At 60.3% G+C, this 818-nt stretch carries 1 protein-coding gene; it reads left to right on the top strand.

Annotated features, from left to right (window positions below; all coding sequences use genetic code 11):
* Positions 1-150 precede the first annotated feature (150 nt).
* Positions 151-570: a hypothetical protein gene (locus tag HMPREF2883_RS02370; RefSeq protein ID WP_070658817.1), complete on the top strand. Its 420-nt coding sequence runs from the start codon at positions 151-153 to the stop codon at positions 568-570.
* Positions 571-818 lie beyond the last annotated feature (248 nt).

The following is an 818-nucleotide window of genomic DNA, read 5'->3' as shown; positions in this document are numbered from 1 at the left end:
GCCTGTGTCGGTGGTCCGGTGGGTGCCGTGGTCGGCGGCGCGGTTGGCGCTGCCATCGGGTCAGGCGTTGGGAAAAAGGTTGCCGACGGAGCAAATAGTCTCATTCACAAGTGGTGGCATTAAGGGCTTTCTGTCAGGGAGTAAACTGTCGTGGTTGAACAGGTATTAGCTGCTGTTGTGGCTCTTGCTTTAGGTGGATTTGCGATTGCTGCTTGGTGGTTTGCGATGTTCTCCGACAGTGATTGGGGGGAGGCTGCTCGTGAGATGCTGGACGGTGCTTTCAATCTAGGTCGTAACACCATTGCGGTGATCGAGCCTGCAGTGGGGAGCCTTCTGATGTTTGGAGGGCTGCTGTTGCTGGCTCAGGAGTTCGGGTCTGAAAATGGTGGCCTTGTCACGTCTCTCATCGGCATAGTTTTCTTCTCTTCGCTGGTGATTGCGGTGTTGGGTTTGATTCCGGTGCGGTTGCCGGGGTGGATGTATCCGGAGTGGCATGAGGAGCGGCGTTGGCGTCGTCGGGAGCAGGCCGAGTGGGAGGCGAAGTACGGCTCTGACGATGAGGCTGGCTGATTAGAGCAGTCCTTCCGCGTTGCCCGAGCGGCGACGGCACTAGTGGTCTCTGCTGCTGGCTGGGCCGGTGGCCCGGTATGGGGTGGTGGCCCGGTATGGGGTGGTGAGGACTCGTTGAGGTTCGGTGACTTCCTGCCGGTGCGGGCCCGGCTCCCGCATCCCGGCGACAACACCAGTGGCTTGCGGTAGTGTGGAGGGCTTGTGCAGATACTGCCCGGGTGTGTGTGCTAGGCATGGTGGTGAGCTGC

The sequence above is a fragment of the Actinomyces sp. HMSC075C01 genome, assembly GCF_001812965.1.
GTDB lineage: Bacteria > Actinomycetota > Actinomycetes > Actinomycetales > Actinomycetaceae > Actinomyces > Actinomyces acetigenes.
Note: the sequence above shows the minus strand (reverse complement) of the source record. Positions and strands in the feature narration are given on the sequence as shown.